Raw genomic sequence first — 15,603 nt, forward strand, 5'->3', positions numbered from 1 at the left:
CTTCCTGAGGAGCCGCGCGAGGTCGACGGCCGAGGTGACCGGAAGGCTCTCGCCGACCCGCCGCCGGTAGAGGAGCATCGAACGGTAGACCCACAGCACGGCCGCGATGCCCAGCCCGGCACAGAGGGAGAAGGTCAGCAGGATGTTCCCCCGGAAGAGTTCCGCCTCCTCCGCACTGCTCGGATGGACGGTGAGGAAGAACCCGGTCAGTGCGAAGGTCCCGACCAGCGCCGCGGGAAGGAGGACGAAGACCAGGAGCCAGGCCTCGATGCCCCAGGACCGCCGGATCCCCCGGCGCCAGTACTCCTGAAGCGTTGCCGGGGCGGTGGCCACGGGTGCGGGCAGGTCACGTCCGTAGGCGTCGATGTCGGCCGTGCTCGGGACGACGGCCCGCGGCAGGCGGCCGGCGATCTGCGGCGGGATCCACCACCCCTTCCACAGGTCAAGGACGTCGAACACCGCCATGACGGGCCGGTAGAGCACTCCCGCCACAAACGGCGGGACCAACGCCAGCACCAGCGACTCGACCCACTGCACCGCCACGGCCCCCGTTTCCCGATCCGCAATGATCGAGGAAGTGCCTACCACCGGGGGCGGGTTGGGAATCCCGCCCGGCCGGTTCGGGCTACGGCCGGTTCGGGCTACGGGCGGACGGCCCGGGCCGCGTGGGTGCGGCAGTGGGCGAGGGCGAGCTTGAGGCGGGTGTCCGGGCAGGGGGCTGCGGTGAGGAGTTCACCGGCGGAGACGAGGACCGTCCAGTAGCGGGCCGGGTCGCCGGTGCGGGGCATGGGGTGGGCAGCAGCCAGGGAGAGGTAGGCGGTGGTCAGGTTGCCGGTGGTGAACCAGCGGGCCAGGCCGTGCCGGTGGCCCGCGCGGATGCCGCCCATGGCGTCGATCGCGGCGAGGAAGAGGTCGATGACGGCCCGGTCGCGGGCACCGAGGGTGACGGGCACGTCGAACACGCCCAGGGCTTCGAGGAGTTCGCCCGTGTCGGCCTCGGCGTTCGGGCGGGGGTGAGAAGGCGTGAGCAGGGCGTCGCGGCACTCGTCGAGGCGGCGGGCCGTTTCGCCGGCCGGGATGTCGAGCGCGGCGCAGACCGCGCGGGCGCAGCGTTCGGGCTCGCCGGTGCGGCGGGCGAGGGCGGCGTAGGCCTCGGCGGGGGTACGGCCGGAGCTGAGGAGGTGCCGGGCGGTGAGGGCGAGTCGCATGGGGGTGGCTCCGGTTCAGACCGCGACGGCGGCGGGGGCGGGTGCGAGGGCGGGCGCGACGAGCACCCAGACGAACTTGCCGATCCCACCGGCACGCGGGCAGCAACCCCAGCGCTCGGCCAGCTCGTTGACGAGGAACAGGCCCCGCCCGCACTCGTCGTCCGGCGAGACGGAACGGAGGGCGGGACGGCCGGAGCCGGCGTCGTGGACCTCGATGCGCAGGCAGTCCCCGACGACGGAGAACCGGACCTCGACCAGGCGGTCGGCGGGCGCATCGCAGTGCCGGACGGCGTTGGCGAACAGCTCACTGAGGAGCAGTTCGGCGGTGTCGGCGTAGCGGTCCCCGAAGGGCAGCGCGGCGAGGTAGGCACGCAGGAAGTGACGGGCGAACGGGGCGGATTCCGTACGGGAGTCCAGCCGGGCGGCGAACGTGCGGGGGCGGTGGGAAACGAGCATGGCGAAGTACCTCGGGGGGCGGAAGGGGGGCGTGCGAAAGGAGCGCGGCGTCACGCTGTGCAAGCAAAAGATCGCGTTCCGGTATCAATGATCGGCGCCCGGAGGTACGGTGACGCCCAAAACCGCGTGCGGAACGTGCGGAGCACAACTGGGGGCAGTAATGACACAGCGCAAGACCCGGCGGGGAACGACTGCCAGCTCCGCGATCATGTTCGGCGAGGAGATCAAGTACGCGCGGGAGGCGATGGGCTACACGCAGGCGAATCTCAGCAAACTCCTGCACTGCGACCGGACGGTGCTCTCGCGGACCGAGGGCGGAAAGCGGAAGCCTTCGGTCGAGGAAGTCGAAGAAATCAGCCGACTGTTGAACACCGGCGACCTGCTGATGCGCTTGTACGACCGGGTCGACTGGAACGCCCAAGTCGAGCATCCGGACTGGTTCCAGGAGTACGCCGACGTGGAGGCCATCTCCATCGGGATGCGGGCGTACCAGGACAGCGTGATGTACGGGCTGTTGCAGTGCTGGCAGTACGCTCGGGCGCTGTTCGCCGCTGGTGATGCGGCCGACAATCCGCAGGAGATCGAGGAGCTCACCAAGGCCCGACTCGGTCGGCAAAGCCGCTTTCTCGCACCGGACGGACCACTGCTGCTCGTCATCCTCGATGAAAGCGCCATCCGCTCAGTCGTGGGTGGGCCAGGTGTGATGCGATGCCAGATGGAACATCTCCTGCGGGTGGCCCAGCTTCGGAACATCGTGATTCACGTCGTGCCATTTTCGAACCGCCGGACTGTCATCGACACGGCTATGGTGTTGCTGGAGCTGCCGGACGGGCAACGTTTGGTCTACTCGGAGAGCCTCGACCGCGGGCACCTAAGCAGTGATCCTGCCAACGTGGCCAGGCACCAGCGTCGCTATGATCGGCTCCGTGGCGAATGCCTGTCAGAGTGCGACTCGCTTCGGCTGATCGCCGAGGCGCTGGAGGGTTACAGAGATGATGAGCAACGAGCTCGCCGCAGCCGCCTGGCGCAAGAGCAGCTACAGCGGCACCAACGGCGGCAACTGCATCGAGGTAGCCCCCGGATTCCCCAACCTCGCCCCCGTCCGTGACTCCAAGGACCCCGACGGCCCGGCCCTCGTTTTCACGGCCTCGGCCTGGGAAGCCTTCATCACGGCCGTCCGCACGGGCGACCTTCCGGCCTGACACTCCAGCGCAGATCGTGATGTGAGGGCAGTTCCTCATGGCGTGAGGAACTGCCCTGGCCCGGGAGCACGAGGCCTTGCTCGTGGGCCCCGGCGGATCGTGAACTCCAGGCGGGCCACGCCGAGTCCGCCGGCAACCTCTCCGCGCTCAGCTCGACGGCGGGCCGTCAGCCGGCGGCACGTCGAGTGGGCCGTGAGCCACGCGTCCGACCTCCCGAATGGTCGAGTCGTTGGTCCTGCGTAGTACGAACAGGGCTCCGACGGCGATCAGGCTGGGACCGCAGAGCACGCCGGCCAACCACCCTGGGCCGTGCATGCCCACGAGCACGCCCCCGACCAGCATGCCCGCGCAGAGGACGAAACCCGCGACAAGCCCAGCCATGTAGAGGCGGTCCAGGCGCTTGCCGCGCTCTTCCTGTGCCTGGTGCACCGCCATCCGATACTCGTGTTCCCGCACGAGCTCCTTTTCCAGATGGTTCAGCACACGCTCCAGATGCTTGGCGGGCAGGCTGCCCCATGCGCGAGCGATCTCCACCGCCGTGGCTCGCCGTTCCGATGCCGAGTCCCGAGCTGAAGTGGTCGGGCGTTCGGGAAGTGCATCGACAGAGGACGACGCCGTCGGCGGCGGTGCCGGGTTGAATAGCGCCGGGGCCGGGGCCGTGTGGTCCGAGTAGCTGTCCGAAGGTGTCATCACTGGCTCTCCTCGGCGCGCGACTCGTGGTCGTCCATCACGTCCTCTGGCGGTGGTCCGATGGTGAGGAAGGTCCTCTCGACGGCGTCATTCAACCGCTCCACTACGTCGTCTGCGCCGGGAGCGGCAAGGACGCGGTCGATTGTCAGCAACGAGGCCTCGCCCGAGGCCGAGAGGGGGCTGTCCACCGGTGGTGGAGGAGGTGGCGGGTAACGTCCTCCGCCGTACCCGCCGGATGCACTCGGCGGCTCCCCGGGCCACGTGGGTGGCGGGGGTGGCGGGGGTGGCGGGGGCGAGTGCTCCCGCCTTCTGTTGTCGCGGACGCCAATGAGTAGCTCTTCCAGACGATCGAGCTTCCGGATCATCTCGGCAACTCGCCGGGACAGATGCCGGTAGCCGGCGCCGATGAGGACTCCGCCGACTGCTGCGGCGAGCACGAGCAGCCCGAGCCCCGGGGCATCCCGCCACGACAGCACAGCCGCGTCCCCCTCCGATACAGCGATCCGGATTTACAGCATCCCCCTGGCCGGCACCGATAATTCATGCGTTTGCGATATCGGTGGGAGGCCGATTCCGCCGTACAGGCCGGCCGTGGAACCGCCGGGCCACCACGGCATCGAAGTGGCTGCCGGATCCCCCGACCAGCCCTCGCCCGGGAACTCGCCCTCGCGGGGTAGGACAGCCCCCGGGGGAATCCGCCGGGCTGCCGGAGGGGGCACGGCCGTGTCGTGCGAGGAGGAACAAGGACGTCCGAAAGGGCAGCTCCTGACCCACGTCACGAACCGAGGCCCCCCGATGCCCCACTCCCCGTGCATGACTCCATGGACCCCGACGGCCTCGTCCTCGTTTTCACGGCCCCGGCATGGGAAGCCTTCATCACGGCCGTCCGCACGGGCGACCTTCCCGCGTAGGACCCTCCGAGGAGCCAGCATGCCGATCTGGCGCAAGAGCAGCTACAGCGGCGGCAATGGCGGCAACTGCATCGAGGTAGCCCTCGCCATCCTTCCCGGTGCAATCCCCGTCCGTGACTCCAAGGACCCCCACGGCCCCGTCCTCGCCTTCCCGGCGGCCGCGTGGGCTTCCTTCGTCACGGCGGTCCGGGCGGGCGAGTTCCCGGCCGAGGGCTGAACCGGAGGTAGGGACAACCCCCCGGGGAATCCGCCGGGCTGCCGGAGGGCCCCCGGCCGGGCGTCGCGAGGAGGATCAAGAGCGTCCACACGGACCGCTCCTGACCCAACGTCACGAACCGAGGCCCCGCGATGTCCCGCTCCCCGTCCACACGCCTGCGCCCCCACCGCCCCCACGCCACCGCCACCGCCACCGCCACGCCGCACGAAGCCGCACTGCCGCCCGCCCCGGTCCGTACGGCGTTCGCCTTGTGGGTCACGGCCGTTGCCGCCGGCGCGTTCGAAACGGTTCTGGCGGTCGGCCGGATGCTCGCCGACTCCTCCGCCTCCGGGGCCGGCATCGCCATGGGCCTCGCCGTGCGCCTGCCCGTGTTCACCGCCGCGCTCCTGGTCGCCCGGCAGATGCGCCGGGGCCGGGGCTGGGCCCGGATCACCCTCGCGCTCGGCCTGGGTGTCCTGGGCACGGCGTCGATGGTGCTCCAGCCGATCCAGGCCCTGGCCCAAGGGCGTTCCCTGAGCTGGGAGCTGGCGCAGGCCGGCCCGATCGACCTCGCCTTCGGCGCCAGCCGGGCCCTGCACGTGGGCTCGGTGCTCACGGCCGTGGTGCTGATGTTCCTGCCCGCCGCGAACGCGTTCTTCCGGGCGGCCCGCGCCGGTCGGGAGCCTCGCCCGGCGGGGAGTTGAGTACGGGAACGGATTGCGGGCCGGGGCTCCGACCGGTCAGGGTGTGGACGCAAACGTGCGTGCGACCCGAGAGGACACCCGGCCGGTGGAAGGCTTCCTGCAGCTCCTCCTCTATCCGCTGATCAAGCTCTTCGACGCCGTACAGAGCGGCATGCGCGGGCACTGGCCGACCGAGCGGCGGATGCGCGCCCTCGCCTTCTCGCCTCGGGCGCGGGCGGCCCGGGCCGCGGAACGGGAGCGGATCCAGGGGCTGGTGGACGCGCTGGGCGCGGTGGAGGGGGTCGAGCACCTGCTGACCCAGGTGTCGGACCACTGCGTCCGCCCGTCCGCCCTCGGCCTGTTCCGCACCACGTCCGACGGCCGTGCGCTGATGGTCTGCCGGATGTACGCGCGGGCCTACTTCGTGATCCGGGAGGACATCACGGCCGTCCTGCCCAGGATCGCGGCGGCGGACGTCGCCGAGTGGTCCCCCTCCGCGCAGCGGCCGAGCGCGGGCGGGACGGTCGAGCACGCGCTGCGCTGGTACCGCGAGGGCGGCAGGACGCCGGAGGGCTGGGCGATGGACTCCCCCGAGCTGTTCAGCCGGGGCGCGCGGCTGCACTGGGAGCGGCCGGGCGTCAGCATCCACGATCCGGTCCGGCCGTTCTCGGTCGTCGACGACCCGTGCCACGTCCTGGAGCGGACCCCGCCGGACGCCGACCCGGCGCAGCTGCTGCGCGAGGCCCGCGCGGAGGGGAAGGGCGTGGTCCTGGAGCTGGTCCTCGGCGCGGACGGGCGCGACCACGCGACGTACCACGTGGTGCCGCGCGGCGGCTTCGCGGGACGCGGGCGGCGCTGAGCGTACGGAAGCGGCCGCCGGCGGACAGCCGCCGACGGCCGCGTTCAGGTGCGGCTCAGCACTGGGGGCGACGGCCGTGGTTGGCCCCGCGCCTGGCCCGTGCCTTCTTCTTGCGGCGGCGCTTCGACGACATGGCCACTCCTCTCGCAACCGGGGACCCCCGGTCTTCCACCGTTCCACACCCGGCCCGCGGCCGCCGCTCGGCGGGGCGGTGGCACAGGCCGGGCAGGCCGGGCGGGCCCGCCGCTCAGGCGCGGTCCGCCAGGGCGGCGCGCCAGGCGGGGCTGTCGACGTAGTGGTTGTCGAAGCGCTCGGAGGAGGCGGCGATCTCCGCCGGCGGGGTCTCGCCGCGCATGACGCTGCCCAGCAGGCGCAGGTAGTCGAAGCGGTCCATGCCGGGGGTGAACATGAACAGCACGTCGGCCTCGGAGCCCTGCGCGGCGGCGAAGGCGTGCGGGGTGTGCGGGGGCACGGCGAGGAAGTCGCCCGCGCCGAGGACGGTCACCTCCTCGCCGAGCAGCACCTCCAGGGAGCCGCTGATCACGAAGAACAGCTCCCAGGCCCGGGTGTGGAAGTGCGAGGGGGCTCCGGCGGCGCCCGCGGAGAAGGCGGAGCGGTAGACGGTGAAGCCGCCCTGGCCCGGGTCGGTCTCGGCGAGCAGGGTCATGGTGGCGCTCGGGTCGGCGCTGGTCTCGGCGTGGGCGCAGCGGGTCAGGATCGGGGCGGCGGTGGCGGCGGTGGCGGTGGCGGTTTCGGTGTTCTTCGTCGTCGTCATGTGATCAATCTACGGCCGGAAAGACCCATGATCATGTGGCAATCCAGGCATGCTTTCATGGGTCAATTTTGCCGCGCTCACCCCCGCACGCGGCCTCACACGACCCCGCCCCGCGCCGGACGATCGGCGCGGGGCGGAGCGGGATGGGGCGCGGGGCGGGCTGCGCAGGCGCTCGCTACCTGCGGATGAAGCCGATCTCGACGGACGAGAGGAACGGCTGGACGCCGACGCACTGCCAGCCGACCGCCTCCACGTTGCGGATCATCACGTCGAGCTCCTTGCGGATCTTCTTCATCGTCGCGCCGGGGTGGCGGAAGTCGATGTCCAGGACGGCGACGAAGGTGGAGTCGCCGTCGTTGAACGCGGTCCTGGCGTCCGCGACGAGCTTCTGCATGCGCCATGCGTGGATCAGCCCCATGGTGGTCTCCCCCTGGACGGTCGGGCTCGGTCTCACTCCTCAGGGTTCCCGATCCGTAGGGCATTTGACCCTCCGTCAGCAAACGATCTCGGCGGCGGACGGTCAGTCGGGGAGGTTCCCGTTGCCGCCCAGGTTCGCCACCATGCGGCGCAGCACGTTGATGGTGGTCACGAAGTCCTCGGGGGCGATGCCCTCGTGGGTGCGTTCGTGGATGCGCAGGTTGCGGTCGCGGGCGCGCAGGCGGCCGGCTTCGCCGTCGTCGGTGAGGGTGAGGGAGGCGTCGGCGTGCTCGGTCAGCCAGCCGCGGGCGATCAGGTCGTCGAAGACGGTGTCGAAGGCGGTGTCCTGGTCGTCGTAGGGGGTGAGCCGTTCGGTCAGGGTCGTCCGGTTCCAGCCGCCCGGCCTGCCGGCGACGTGGTTGAGCGTCCACCAGTGCGGCTGGGTGAGGCCCTCCGCCGCCAGTTGCTCGCGCAGGCCTCCCACCACCCGGCGGTAGGCCTCGCCGCTCCACGCCCCGATGGGCTGGGCGGCGATGACCTCCGGCGTGTACGTCTTGATCGTCATGTTCCGTGCTCCTTGCGCCTTCGGGTTGTCCGGCGATGGATCGTCAGGATGCGATCGACCGTAGGACTTCAAGCCTCCTTGAGGTCAATGCGAGCGGGTCCGGAAACCGGACTTCGTCGTGCTCGGCCGGGAGGACGACGGCTCGATGGAGATCGGGCCGCGCGAGGGCTTCGGCGGTGCGCAGCCGACGCTCTTCCTCAGCCGCCGGGACGAGCCGGAGCCGGGCAAGTCCCGGCTGCACATCGACGTCAACGCCACCGACCGCGATCAGGACGCCGAGCTGGAGCGCCTGCTGAAGCTCGGTGCCCGCCCGGCCGACATCGGCCTCCTGATTTACCTCTACGCCCATCCGTGGTGCGTGCTGTGCGCTCGCGTCGCTGTGGTCGCCGACCGCTTCCCGGAGTCGCGTCGGTCGCTGGTCGCCCGAGGTGTCACCGATCCGGACGCGTGGTCGCATCTCTGTCCGCTGTGTACACAGTGTCACAGCCGCGAGACGGCCATTCATCAGCCCGGAGGTTGGGCGAGGCCGATCCGACCAGGCCAGGCCAGGCCGCCGCTACAGGTGACCAGGAAGGCAACTCCGGTCAATCGCCCCAAATCACAAAGACCTCGCCCTGTTCCCCTCAGTGGGACAGGGCGGGGCCTTTTTTCGGGCCGTCAGTCGCTCGGCGGTGCTATCTGTAGACGCATTCCCTCATAGACTTCTCTGAGGTCCCGCGCATCGGAAATATTTCGCACCTCTACTGCTTTGACAACTTCGAGGGCACGCCAATGGTTAGACGGCGCGACTCGACCAGATAGCATGGCGCGCTGTACCGAATCACATGCTTCGTCCAATCGATTAGTGGCCACCAATGAGAGTGCCAGGTCGATATTGGCCGATGCCACGCGGCGAGGCCATTTGCTCGCGTCCTCCGAGGGCGAGAGCCGCGAAATGACTTCCCGCGCGTATGCTTCGGCCGCCGGATCACCAAGCCATGCAAGCGTGGTCGCCGCGTATGCGAGCGACTTGGATGGATCGTATTGGAAATGATGTTCCGGCCGATTCGGAGTGCCCATCGCAGTGGAAAGTTCTTGCACTCGATCTATTGCGGCGTAGGTCTCGGTGGAATAGCCCAGGCGTGCAAACGCTCGCCCTTGCTGTGCCAGGGACTGGATTTCGACCGAGCTTCCGACGGGCGCCAACTTATGGGATGTCGCACTGAGTTCTCTCGCCCTGGAGTAGTCGCCGTCAGTGAGAACCCGCCAGGCGTCCGTTTCAAAGCACCAAGCTTGAATTTCTGAATTATCGGCATGCTGTGCCAGAGTCATCGCCGTTCGCAGCCTCGCCGTTGCTGCGTCCTGCTGATTAAGGTCAATGTGCAGCGTTGCGCCGAGGAGAGAGAACCAGCCGCCTATCACGAGTAGCTGCCGGTGTTCAGCTAGAGTCTTTTTTGCATCCATGAGCCTGGCTACATAGAGTCCATATTTCCGCACCTGCCCCAAGAGCTCCTGGGGGGCCACGGTCGGATATTTGGTCGCCAGATCATGGAAAGTCAGCTCAAGCCGTTCAAGTGTTTCCTTGCCTACGTCGCTGGCGGACACTCTGCGTGCAAGCTCCAACGCTTCGATCTCATCGTCATATTGCAGCGCAACGACAGCGACATTTTCGCCTCGTGAGGGCTTCGGGGCTGCTGTGGCTTGCAGGAGAGAGCCGAGCTCAATCAGCGTTACTCGCAAGACCTTGGCCAGGGTCGGGCGCTGCCAGTCCTGGGGGTCTACCTTTCCGCTCTCCCATCGCGCCACGGTTGAGCGATCCACACCCAGATCCTGTGCCAAGGACTCCTGAGTGAATCCAAGGGCCTTTCGCCTTTCGACAAGGGCCCTGCGCCGCTCTGCCATGCCGCCTCCCGGTCTCTGACTACTCGTTCTAGCAGGTCAGGGCACTCAGTGCGGAGACTCTGAGACATGGATGCCACACAGATGCGTCACCGCTGCTCTGTCCTGGCGTGAACGGCAGCCCTGTACTGGTGAATCACACAGTCCGGCGCTCAGCTGATCGGAGGGACGGCAGTGAAACACCCAAGCATCGTGACTGGCGCCCTGGCCGTGTCGGTCGCTCTCGGGCCCGCCGCTCTGGTGGTAGCCCTTGCCAATCTTGACCCGCAGACCGCCCGCCGCTGGGTCTGGTGGTTCTTCGCCCTGGCAGTCGCCATGCTCGGCATCGTGTACGGCGGGGACTGGGAAACCTGGTGGCGCCGAAGACGTGCCACCCCCCGGCGGTCCCGGCTGCGGATCACCGTCCGCCACGTTCGTCCCGGAGAACCGCCGTGACCTTCGCCGTCGAGGTGCTGCCCACGCCGGCCGAGACCGGAGCGGGACGGTTACCGGAACTGCCTGAGACCGATGACGGCAACCCCTGGGCGTCCGGGGACTGCTGGCTCTACTGCGGGCGCACCTCGGTCCGTCTGCTCTGGCTCAACCCTGTCACGGCTGCCGGAGGGATCTCCACGGCGCTGTACGCCTGTGCTGACATCGCCACGCTGCACCGCAAGGCGGTCGCTGCGGTGGCCAAGCGCGACGCCCCGAAGACCGATCACGCGAGCACGCGCCGCCAACAACCCCCGGCGTGCGTGCCGTGCCTCCCCCGGCCGTGACCAGGGCGGGCCCCAGGAGTTCCGACCCGGCGTACGGGTAGTCAATCCACCGCCGGGTACGGCACGTGCACCCACCACCCCAAGAAGGGACCGCAATGCCTACCGCAACCCTTGAACTGCCGGCGTTCGACCGGCCCGAGTCCCGGCTGCCGCTCGCGGTGGCCGGGCCGACCCCGATGCCCGCGCTCGACAGCATGCAGGGGCCGACTCCGTTCGCCTTCCGGTTCCTCAGCTCGGTCACGGGCGCCGGTGGCATCCTGCCCGCCGACATCGAGTACGACCCGGAGTCCCAGACCTGCACCTACGAGGGGATGCCGCCCGGGGTCTACATGACGAGCACCCCGCCCAAGACCTACGGGCCGACCCAGCCCACGGGCCAGATGGACGCGCCCGACGACCCCGGAAGCAGCAACGACTAGATGTCAACTACCGGATCTGTCCTCGTGATCACCGGATCGTTCGACCCAACGGCCGACCTGGTGATAGAGGAACTGACCCGGCGTGCCGTGCCCGTGTTCCGGGCTGACACGGCCTGGTTCCCGTCGAGGCTGACCCTTGCGGCCAGTCTCGACGGGGCCGGCTGGTCCGGCACGCTGGCAACCGACCGGCGCACGCTCGACCTGTCGACCGTCCGCTCGGTCTACTACCGGCGGCCGACTGCGCCCGAGTTCCCCCAATCCATGCCGCCCGAGGTCCGCGCCGTCGCTGCGGCAGAGGCACGACGGGGGTTCGGGGGTCTTCTGGTGGCCCTTCCGTGTCCGTGGCTCCCACCGCCCGGCAGGGCGGCCGACGCCGAGTACAAGCCGCTTCAACTACGTGTTGCGGCTGAATCCGGCCTGCGAGTCCCGCGAACCCTGATCACCAATGACCCGGCCGCAGCAAGTGAGTTCGCCGACCGCCTCGGCGCACCCGTGGTCTACAAGCCGTTCACTCCGATCCGGGGAACTCTCGAAGGCCACTCGGTAGCCGTCTACGCCAATGTCCTGCAACCCGACGACCTGCCGCACCCCAGCATCGCCACCACCGCTCATCTGTTTCAGGAGTGGGTGCCCAAGGCACATGAGGTACGGCTTACCGTCGTCGGTCGCCAGATGTTCGCTGCCGAGATTCATGCTGGCTCTGCCAGCGGCCGGGTGGACTGGCGCAGCGACTATGACAGCCTCACCTACAAGACGTGCGACCCGCCGCGGGACGTCGCTGCCGGCGTCTTGCGGATGCTTGACCAACTCGGCTTACCCTTCGGCGCGTTCGACTTCATCGTGACACCCTCGAGTGAGTGGACGTTTCTCGAAGTCAACCCCAATGGGCAATGGGGCTTCGTGGAACAGGCCACGGGGCTGCCCATCACCGCCGCTGTCTGTGACCATCTCGAAGGGATCACCACTACATGACGTCCGATGTGCTGCTCGACCCGCAACGACTGATCCGGGCGCGTGTCGAGCTTGTGTCCGAGATCGACCGTGGCAGCGTCGCTCTGTCGTCCCGCGTGGCCGAGGCGTTCCTGAACGTCCCCCGCCACCCGTTCGTTCCGGTGTTCTATCGACGCGTCGGCAACGCCTACGTCCCGTGGCGGATCACTGACGGTGCCGACGCCGAGTGGCTGCGGCAGGTCTACTCCAACGAAGCGCTGATCACCGAAGTCGATGGGGTGCTCGCCGAGAATGCCGCCCCCGCCGGGCAGACCGGCACCGCTACGTCGTCTTCAACCATGCCCCGGCTCATGGCCGACATGCTCGACGCGCTCGACGTGCAGGCCGGCGACCGAGTCCTAGAGATCGGAACCGGCACGGGCTACAACGCCGCGTTGCTCTCCTTCCTGGCGGGCGCCGCAAACGTGACCACCATCGACTACACGGCCCCTCTCGTGATGGCGGCTCGCAACCGGCTGCGCGAGAACGGCATCGAACCGACCGTGCTTCGCGCCGACGGCGCTGCCGGGCACCCTGGCGGCGCTCCCTTTGATCGGATCATCGCTACCTGCTCCGTGCGCCGCATCCCGCGGGCGTGGCTCGACCAGTGCTCCCCGGGCGGGGTTATCGTCGCACCGCTCAAGGGCACGTTGGACGGTGGCGCGGTCGCGTGCCTCACCAAGCTTGACGACGGGCGCGCGGTCGGTCGGTTCATCTCGACCCCGGCAGCCTTCATGCCGCTACAGTCCGGCCCCGCGCAACTGTCCGCCATGCCCGACGACATCGACGGGCCGCAGCGCACGGCCGAGCTCAGCGGGCGGGCACTCGATGACTACGGATTCACGTTCTGGGCGCACCTTCACATGGCGCCGACCGTCGTCCGGCGCGGCCGGCAGATCAACGGCCGGCACCGCACCACGCTCTACGATCCGGCGGACGGCTCGGCGGTGATCGTGCAGGACCGGCCGGACGGTCCGCCGGCTGTCACCACCACCGGTCCGCGCGACCTCTGGAAGACCGTCGAGTCGGCACACGCGCAATGGCGCGCCTACAACCGCCCCCGCCGTGAGTGGCTCACCATCGAGGCCACCTCTGACGAGCAGAGCGTTTCGTTCGAGGCCCCGGATGGTTCGCTCAGCCGTTGGACTCTCTGATCCCAGGGAGCAGAGGGCTACTCGGTTCGGCACTGCGGGCAGTCTCCCGCCCCGCCGCAAGAACTCAGGACGGGCAAGCTCCGACCCGGGTGCGGGCCGTCGACTTCAACTGACGATCCAATGCCCACCCGCGTCCCTCGGCCCCGTCCCGCTGCTATGACCCCCGCACGCCGAACGACTGCCGCCCGTGGACCGACGGACTTTCCCGGTTCTGGGCGAAGTTCGCGGAAGCGTTTGCCGAACGGTCACTGTGACCGTTCGGCAAACGGATTCCCCACCGGGAACTCGACCCGGAGGCTGGGCGGGGAAGGTCGGTGGACCGGACCACCCTGATCATTCTCACGGTGGTGGCCACTAACAGGGCCCAGAACCCACCTGCTACCAAGCTACCGGCTCTGGTTGCGCGGGGCTGAGCACTGGCTGCGCCAGGCCGCCGTGGGTGACGAGGACCTCGGCCAGGACCAGCACGCCCCGAGCCCGCCCCGTTCTGCGACCCCGAGTCGGCACTGCGCCAGGCGCCGGCCGACCGGTCCACCGAGTACGGGCAGATCAGCCTGCCCACCAACTACCTGGCCGAGCACCGCGCGCTGTCGGCGGCTCAGTTGGCCGGGCCGCACACCTCTGCGCTGAAGGGCCCCCACAAACACGCCTCCAGGGTTATACCCGGGCCGTCGTACACCCACGGCGACTGGCTGGGGTTGGTGGTCGGGCCGTACGCCCACCCGCCGGTGCTCAAGTTCCTGATGCCGAACTCACAGCCATTGGGGGCGGCGGTCGGATCGATCGCCATGTAGTCGTGGCCACTGTGGAGTTCGACCTTCTCCAACGCGGTGCAGCCGCCGCTGCGAATAAACCAGGAGCCCTCGGCGGCCTGCGCCGAGGTCGCGCTCCCCACTCCGATCACGCCCATCGCCACCACGGCGAGCGCGGCTGCCGAGGCACGCTTCCCGGTCCTGGTGAATCGCATGGAATCCTCCGGTTCGTCGGTCCCGCCCCGAGCTGGCGCCCGGGGCGCGCCCCAAGTCCAGCAGCCGACAGCACGGAGCACAACTGATCGAGCGGAATCCGCGATCCTGGACACCGGCCCCCGCATGACCACTCCGACACCATTCCGCCGGCGGGGCCGGGTCGCTGACCATAGCTCTTGCATCTTCGACGCGAGGCCTGTCGGGCTCACGTCTCGGGACTGTCCTGGGGGAGGCCGGAGCGCTGCAGCGTCTCCATCAGGTGGGCCGCGTGCTCCGGGGTGCTGTCGGGGGTTCAGAAACAGGTACTCAAGAGCCTCCGGAGACCCGGAGGGCAAGGAGTTCTGCCTGCTCAAGACCCGTCTCTCTCCGCTCTGACGTCCACTTCCTGCAGGCCGGCGCAGCGGCTCGGGGCGGCGGTGCTCAGCCGACCGGTCCCGTCCTCGACCGCGGCCCTGCCGCCGGTTCGAGCAGCGACAGCGTCCGCTGCTGCGCATCGAGGCCGACGCGGATACCGACCGGCATCGGCAGGTTGGGGCCGGCGTGCCCGAAGTCGACGTTGCCCAGGACCGGGATGTCACGGTCGCCGAGGACGTCGAGGACGATCTCGGGCAGGGTCGGGGACACGCCGGGCGCGAGTCCGCTGATCTCGCGCGGAACGCCCACGACCATGCCGGAGATCCGGTCGAGGATGCCGCTGTGTCGCATCACCTGCAGGTAGCTCCACACGTGTGAGGCCAGGCCGCCCATCTCCTCCCAGAACAGCACCGCACCGTCGAACCGTTCGAGCGGCAGCGCGAAGCGCGTCGCCTGCGCCAGCACGATGCGGTTGATCACCCCGCCGATCAGCCGGCCTTCGGCACGGCCGGGACGCCAGCACTCCCACGACGGGCTCGCGGGCAGCGCGCCGATCGCCTCGGTGCCGGTCAGCAGCCTGGAGTAGAGCGCCTCGAACTCCGCTCGGCGCGCCACGGGCGCGGACTGCCAGTGCCCGCCGAAGCCGGGGACGGCCATGTCGGCGTGGAACCCGACCAGACCCGTGCGCGCGTAGAGCACCAGGTGCAGCAGCGAGATGTCGCTGTAGCCGAGGATCGGCTTCGGGTCGGCCCTGATCGCCTCGACGTCGATCAGGTCGAGGTAGCCGAGCGCCGTCTGGCCGCCGTCACTCGCGACGATCGCGCGCACCTCGGGATCCCGCAGCAGGCCGTTGAGCTCCCCGGCGATCTCCGCCGGCGTGGCCGCGCTCCACCAGTGGCTGCGTCCTGCTTCGAGTAGCGGGGCCCGACGCACGCGGAATCCCATCCGCTCGAGCACGACCACCGTCCGCTCGACGTTGGGCTCGTACGCGGCCGGCAGCGGACCGGACAGCGATGCGATGACAACCAGATCTCCGGGCCTCAGGGCACGCGGCCGGAGCAGTCGAGGCAGCGCGGTACCGGTCATGGCGTCAGTGTCGCCGGTGGCACCGGACGCGTCA

The 15,603-nt window shown here is 69.4% G+C and carries 23 protein-coding genes and 1 pseudogene; 12 read left to right on the top strand and 12 right to left on the bottom strand.

The annotated features are described in order from the left end of the window. The 3 genes from ABTY56_RS35885 to ABTY56_RS35895 all read right to left on the bottom strand — a co-directional run. Nucleotides 1-543 (bottom strand): hypothetical protein (locus tag ABTY56_RS35885; protein ID WP_350633769.1); only part of this gene is annotated, 543 nt, incomplete at its 3' end. Nucleotides 544-641: 98 nt separating this feature from the next. Further along, nucleotides 642-1,208, bottom strand: coding sequence for a hypothetical protein (locus tag ABTY56_RS35890; protein ID WP_350633771.1), 567 nt, complete (start codon nucleotides 1,206-1,208; stop codon nucleotides 642-644). A 15-nt stretch (nucleotides 1,209-1,223) separates the two neighbouring features. After that, on the bottom strand, nucleotides 1,224-1,664 hold the full coding sequence (locus ABTY56_RS35895) for an ATP-binding protein (protein WP_350633773.1): 441 nt from the start codon (nucleotides 1,662-1,664) through the stop codon (nucleotides 1,224-1,226). A gap of 160 nt (nucleotides 1,665-1,824) precedes the next feature. Here ABTY56_RS35895 and ABTY56_RS35900 point away from each other — a divergent pair, with 160 nt between their 5' ends. Continuing rightward, the gene (locus ABTY56_RS35900; protein WP_350633775.1) at nucleotides 1,825-2,772 is read left to right on the top strand and encodes a helix-turn-helix domain-containing protein; all 948 of its coding nucleotides are present in this window, start codon (nucleotides 1,825-1,827) and stop codon (nucleotides 2,770-2,772) included. Then, nucleotides 2,729-2,866 carry a DUF397 domain-containing protein gene (locus tag ABTY56_RS35905; protein ID WP_350633847.1) on the top strand — a complete coding sequence of 46 codons (138 nt, stop codon included), beginning with the start codon at nucleotides 2,729-2,731 and terminating at the stop codon, nucleotides 2,864-2,866. Before ABTY56_RS35900 ends, ABTY56_RS35905 begins: the two co-directional genes overlap by 44 nt. Before the next feature lie 147 nt (nucleotides 2,867-3,013). Here ABTY56_RS35905 and ABTY56_RS35910 read toward each other — a convergent pair whose 3' ends face one another. Together ABTY56_RS35910 and ABTY56_RS35915 are read right to left on the bottom strand one after the other, a co-directional pair. Continuing rightward, nucleotides 3,014-3,400 (bottom strand): hypothetical protein, encoded by a 387-nt coding sequence (locus tag ABTY56_RS35910; RefSeq protein WP_350633777.1) that lies wholly within the window; start codon nucleotides 3,398-3,400, stop codon nucleotides 3,014-3,016. 155 nt (nucleotides 3,401-3,555) lie between these two features. Continuing rightward, nucleotides 3,556-3,744 (bottom strand): hypothetical protein, encoded by a 189-nt coding sequence (locus ABTY56_RS35915; protein WP_350633779.1) that lies wholly within the window; start codon nucleotides 3,742-3,744, stop codon nucleotides 3,556-3,558. Between the two features lie 621 nt (nucleotides 3,745-4,365). Between ABTY56_RS35915 and ABTY56_RS35920 the strand changes: the two genes are divergently transcribed. The 4 genes from ABTY56_RS35920 (at nucleotide 4,366) to ABTY56_RS35935 (ending at nucleotide 6,205) form a co-directional block, all read left to right on the top strand. Continuing rightward, entirely contained in the window at nucleotides 4,366-4,467 is a 102-nt protein-coding gene (locus ABTY56_RS35920; RefSeq protein WP_350633781.1) for a DUF397 domain-containing protein, read from the top strand. 19 nt (nucleotides 4,468-4,486) lie between these two features. Next, nucleotides 4,487-4,684: a DUF397 domain-containing protein gene (locus ABTY56_RS35925; RefSeq protein ID WP_350633783.1), complete on the top strand. Its 198-nt coding sequence runs from the start codon at nucleotides 4,487-4,489 to the stop codon at nucleotides 4,682-4,684. A 131-nt stretch (nucleotides 4,685-4,815) separates the two neighbouring features. After that, nucleotides 4,816-5,367 carry a hypothetical protein gene (locus ABTY56_RS35930; RefSeq protein WP_350633785.1) on the top strand — a complete coding sequence of 184 codons (552 nt, stop codon included), beginning with the start codon at nucleotides 4,816-4,818 and terminating at the stop codon, nucleotides 5,365-5,367. Between the two features lie 55 nt (nucleotides 5,368-5,422). Further along, complete coding sequence (locus ABTY56_RS35935; RefSeq protein WP_350633787.1) at nucleotides 5,423-6,205, top strand: hypothetical protein; 783 nt, start codon at nucleotides 5,423-5,425, stop codon at nucleotides 6,203-6,205. A gap of 55 nt (nucleotides 6,206-6,260) precedes the next feature. Here ABTY56_RS35935 and ABTY56_RS38935 read toward each other — a convergent pair whose 3' ends face one another. From ABTY56_RS38935 to ABTY56_RS35950, 4 genes are all read right to left on the bottom strand, one after another. Then, nucleotides 6,261-6,338, bottom strand: coding sequence for a hypothetical protein (locus ABTY56_RS38935; RefSeq protein WP_464336931.1), 78 nt, complete (start codon nucleotides 6,336-6,338; stop codon nucleotides 6,261-6,263). 114 nt (nucleotides 6,339-6,452) lie between these two features. Then, on the bottom strand, nucleotides 6,453-6,980 hold the full coding sequence (locus tag ABTY56_RS35940) for a cupin domain-containing protein (protein ID WP_350633789.1): 528 nt from the start codon (nucleotides 6,978-6,980) through the stop codon (nucleotides 6,453-6,455). A 175-nt stretch (nucleotides 6,981-7,155) separates the two neighbouring features. Next, a complete protein-coding gene (locus tag ABTY56_RS35945) occupies nucleotides 7,156-7,398 on the bottom strand; it encodes a hypothetical protein (protein ID WP_350633791.1) in 243 nt (80 codons plus the stop codon). Between the two features lie 102 nt (nucleotides 7,399-7,500). Beyond that, nucleotides 7,501-7,962 carry a MarR family winged helix-turn-helix transcriptional regulator gene (locus tag ABTY56_RS35950; RefSeq protein WP_350633793.1) on the bottom strand — a complete coding sequence of 154 codons (462 nt, stop codon included), beginning with the start codon at nucleotides 7,960-7,962 and terminating at the stop codon, nucleotides 7,501-7,503. A 109-nt stretch (nucleotides 7,963-8,071) separates the two neighbouring features. Between ABTY56_RS35950 and ABTY56_RS35955 the strand changes: the two are divergent. Next, nucleotides 8,072-8,287, top strand: a pseudogene (locus ABTY56_RS35955) (VOC family protein); the annotation flags it as partial. 332 nt (nucleotides 8,288-8,619) lie between these two features. Here the strand turns inward: ABTY56_RS35955 and ABTY56_RS35960 are convergent. Beyond that, nucleotides 8,620-9,843: a helix-turn-helix transcriptional regulator gene (locus tag ABTY56_RS35960; RefSeq protein WP_350633795.1), complete on the bottom strand. Its 1,224-nt coding sequence runs from the start codon at nucleotides 9,841-9,843 to the stop codon at nucleotides 8,620-8,622. 189 nt (nucleotides 9,844-10,032) lie between these two features. Here ABTY56_RS35960 and ABTY56_RS35965 point away from each other — a divergent pair, with 189 nt between their 5' ends. The 5 genes from ABTY56_RS35965 (at nucleotide 10,033) to ABTY56_RS35985 (ending at nucleotide 13,161) form a co-directional block, all read left to right on the top strand. Then, nucleotides 10,033-10,275, top strand: coding sequence for a hypothetical protein (locus ABTY56_RS35965; protein WP_350633797.1), 243 nt, complete (start codon nucleotides 10,033-10,035; stop codon nucleotides 10,273-10,275). Beyond that, nucleotides 10,272-10,598, top strand: a complete 327-nt coding sequence (locus ABTY56_RS35970) for a hypothetical protein (protein ID WP_350633799.1) — start codon at nucleotides 10,272-10,274, stop codon at nucleotides 10,596-10,598. Before ABTY56_RS35965 ends, ABTY56_RS35970 begins: the two co-directional genes overlap by 4 nt. A gap of 95 nt (nucleotides 10,599-10,693) precedes the next feature. After that, a complete protein-coding gene (locus tag ABTY56_RS35975; RefSeq protein ID WP_350633801.1) occupies nucleotides 10,694-11,017 on the top strand; it encodes a hypothetical protein in 324 nt (107 codons plus the stop codon). Nucleotides 11,018-11,041: 24 nt separating this feature from the next. Beyond that, complete coding sequence (tgmB, locus tag ABTY56_RS35980) at nucleotides 11,042-11,989, top strand: ATP-grasp ribosomal peptide maturase (RefSeq protein ID WP_350633803.1); 948 nt, start codon at nucleotides 11,042-11,044, stop codon at nucleotides 11,987-11,989. Continuing rightward, nucleotides 11,986-13,161 (top strand): methyltransferase domain-containing protein, encoded by a 1,176-nt coding sequence (locus tag ABTY56_RS35985; protein WP_350633805.1) that lies wholly within the window; start codon nucleotides 11,986-11,988, stop codon nucleotides 13,159-13,161. Before tgmB ends, ABTY56_RS35985 begins: the two co-directional genes overlap by 4 nt. A gap of 598 nt (nucleotides 13,162-13,759) precedes the next feature. On the opposite strand, the gene ABTY56_RS35990 is transcribed toward ABTY56_RS35985, so the two are convergent. Together ABTY56_RS35990 and ABTY56_RS35995 are read right to left on the bottom strand one after the other, a co-directional pair. Then, complete coding sequence (locus tag ABTY56_RS35990; RefSeq protein ID WP_350633807.1) at nucleotides 13,760-14,128, bottom strand: hypothetical protein; 369 nt, start codon at nucleotides 14,126-14,128, stop codon at nucleotides 13,760-13,762. Between the two features lie 421 nt (nucleotides 14,129-14,549). Continuing rightward, a complete protein-coding gene (locus ABTY56_RS35995; RefSeq protein ID WP_350633809.1) occupies nucleotides 14,550-15,569 on the bottom strand; it encodes a S66 peptidase family protein in 1,020 nt (339 codons plus the stop codon). Nucleotides 15,570-15,603 lie beyond the last annotated feature (34 nt).

Origin of the sequence: Kitasatospora sp. NPDC097691, assembly GCF_040302665.1 — a bacterium.
In the GTDB taxonomy this organism is placed as follows: Bacteria; Actinomycetota; Actinomycetes; order Streptomycetales; family Streptomycetaceae; genus Kitasatospora.

Coding starts and splice junctions, on each gene's coding strand:
- ABTY56_RS35890 (WP_350633771.1), bottom strand. CDS start 1,208: ATGCGACTCGCCCTCACCGCCCGGCACCTCCTCAGCTCCGGCCGTACC.
- ABTY56_RS35895 (WP_350633773.1), bottom strand. CDS start 1,664: ATGCTCGTTTCCCACCGCCCCCGCACGTTCGCCGCCCGGCTGGACTCC.
- ABTY56_RS35900 (WP_350633775.1), top strand. CDS start 1,825: ATGACACAGCGCAAGACCCGGCGGGGAACGACTGCCAGCTCCGCGATC.
- ABTY56_RS35925 (WP_350633783.1), top strand. CDS start 4,487: ATGCCGATCTGGCGCAAGAGCAGCTACAGCGGCGGCAATGGCGGCAAC.
- ABTY56_RS35930 (WP_350633785.1), top strand. CDS start 4,816: ATGTCCCGCTCCCCGTCCACACGCCTGCGCCCCCACCGCCCCCACGCC.
- ABTY56_RS38935 (WP_464336931.1), bottom strand. CDS start 6,338: ATGTCGTCGAAGCGCCGCCGCAAGAAGAAGGCACGGGCCAGGCGCGGG.
- ABTY56_RS35940 (WP_350633789.1), bottom strand. CDS start 6,980: ATGACGACGACGAAGAACACCGAAACCGCCACCGCCACCGCCGCCACC.
- ABTY56_RS35945 (WP_350633791.1), bottom strand. CDS start 7,398: ATGGGGCTGATCCACGCATGGCGCATGCAGAAGCTCGTCGCGGACGCC.
- ABTY56_RS35950 (WP_350633793.1), bottom strand. CDS start 7,962: ATGACGATCAAGACGTACACGCCGGAGGTCATCGCCGCCCAGCCCATC.
- ABTY56_RS35960 (WP_350633795.1), bottom strand. CDS start 9,843: ATGGCAGAGCGGCGCAGGGCCCTTGTCGAAAGGCGAAAGGCCCTTGGA.
- ABTY56_RS35975 (WP_350633801.1), top strand. CDS start 10,694: ATGCCTACCGCAACCCTTGAACTGCCGGCGTTCGACCGGCCCGAGTCC.
- ABTY56_RS35985 (WP_350633805.1), top strand. CDS start 11,986: ATGACGTCCGATGTGCTGCTCGACCCGCAACGACTGATCCGGGCGCGT.
- ABTY56_RS35990 (WP_350633807.1), bottom strand. CDS start 14,128: ATGCGATTCACCAGGACCGGGAAGCGTGCCTCGGCAGCCGCGCTCGCC.
- ABTY56_RS35995 (WP_350633809.1), bottom strand. CDS start 15,569: ATGACCGGTACCGCGCTGCCTCGACTGCTCCGGCCGCGTGCCCTGAGG.